This is a genomic window from Streptomyces sp. NPDC043812, from assembly GCF_056436245.1.
Window position 1 is genome coordinate 1 of the sequence record NZ_JBWKCY010000101.1, and the last position, 1,301, is coordinate 1,301.

The 1,301-nt window shown below is 70.8% G+C and carries 4 protein-coding genes; all 4 read left to right on the forward strand.

Annotated features, from left to right (window positions below; translation table 11 throughout):
* A partial coding sequence (locus tag AC067Z_RS38915) for a hypothetical protein (protein ID WP_478794362.1) occupies positions 1-224 on the forward strand: 224 nt, incomplete at its 5' end.
* 77 nt (positions 225-301) lie between these two features.
* Positions 302-517, forward strand: coding sequence for a hypothetical protein (locus AC067Z_RS38920; RefSeq protein WP_478794363.1), 216 nt, complete (start codon positions 302-304; stop codon positions 515-517).
* Between the two features lie 27 nt (positions 518-544).
* Complete coding sequence (locus AC067Z_RS38925; RefSeq protein ID WP_478794364.1) at positions 545-736, forward strand: hypothetical protein; 192 nt, start codon at positions 545-547, stop codon at positions 734-736.
* 77 nt (positions 737-813) lie between these two features.
* The gene (locus tag AC067Z_RS38930) at positions 814-1,146 is read left to right on the forward strand and encodes a hypothetical protein (RefSeq protein WP_478794365.1); all 333 of its coding nucleotides are present in this window, start codon (positions 814-816) and stop codon (positions 1,144-1,146) included.
* Positions 1,147-1,301: the final 155 nt, after the last annotated feature.

Here is a 1,301-nt window from a genome sequence, read left to right on the forward strand (position 1 = left end):
GGCTGATGAACCCCGGTACGGAGCGGTGCGAAGTGCGGGTGCACTCCACCAAGCCGGGCGCGGCGGCCGTCGAGCAGGGGTGGGAGCTGACGCCGTACGGGGGCCGTCTGCGCCCGCTGAGCGAGGCGGAGGCGCGCGAGCGGTACGCCGCCGAGCAGGACGCCGAGGCCGCCCCGATCTTCCGCAGCGCGTTCCCGCTGCACTTCGAGTCCAGCCAGCTGTAGCGCCACGGGCCGGGCGGTGGTTGGCCCCGCCGCCCGGCCCGCACCATCCCGGATCACCCCCAGCGAGAGGAATCGTCATGGACAAGATCGCCGAGCGTGCGTTTGACCTTCGGACCAGTCTGGTCAACGGACTTGGCCCCGGTCACCACCTGCTGACGTGCGGAGGCCGCGCCCCCGCCAACCCCAACGGCATCGCGCACGTCACGGGCGTCGCGCCGGTGATCGTTGTGCACGGCCACCGCCCGAAGCTGGTCACGCCGACGGGGACGGATGAGCTGTGTCTCGCGCTGTAAGTCGCTCTGTCTAACGGCGGCGGTTTGGTGACCCGGACCAGGATTCCGGGCAAGGAGCGGGACATTGTGCGCGGCTGGGCGGTGAAGGACGCGTGGGCGCACCCCCTGACTGCCGCCGAGGTGTTCGACGAGTTCTGTAAGGACGCCGAGGGAGAGCCGGTGCCGCCGCAGCCGGACACCGACTACCACGCCGGTTTCCCGCTGGTCGCCCTCTCGTAGCGGCGCACCACGCCCGCAGGCCGGGCGGCGGTTGGCCCCGCCGCCCGGCCCCCAAGCCCCGACAGCGAGGAGGACCCGTGCCGTTCTACCCGGACTTTCCCACCCACGAGCCCCGAGGCGGACGCACCTATTACACGGTGATCGCCACTCTGTCCGGAGCGGACGAGGAGCGCGAAATCGGCGAGTGGCAAGGGGACCCCGAGAAGGCCGGTGAGGCAGCAATCTCCGCCTACCTCCGCTACCACCGGCGCGCCCATGTGCAGGTGCTCGCCGACGGCGATGCGTTCGCCTACGTGACGCACCATCCGCGCACGCACGACAAGACCCCGTTCCTGTGTCAGTCCGGTTTCTGTGCCCACCACGCGTGCGGCGAGATTCCGCCCGAGCAGTGTTTCTGCCGCGACAGCTGACACACGTGCCGGGGGCGGCGGTTGGCCCCGCCGCCCCCGGCATCCCATCCCGCATCACACCCACCAGTGGAGGACACGCCCCATGAGCAGCAACACGGCCGCCGAGCAGCAGACCAGCACCCTTGCCGGATTGGGTCGACTGGTCGAGTTCGACC

What these genes read in the sequence shown, in the direction of transcription:
- AC067Z_RS38920 (WP_478794363.1), top strand. Translation starts at nt 302, where the DNA reads ATGGACAAGATCGCCGAGCGTGCGTTTGACCTTCGGACCAGTCTGGTC.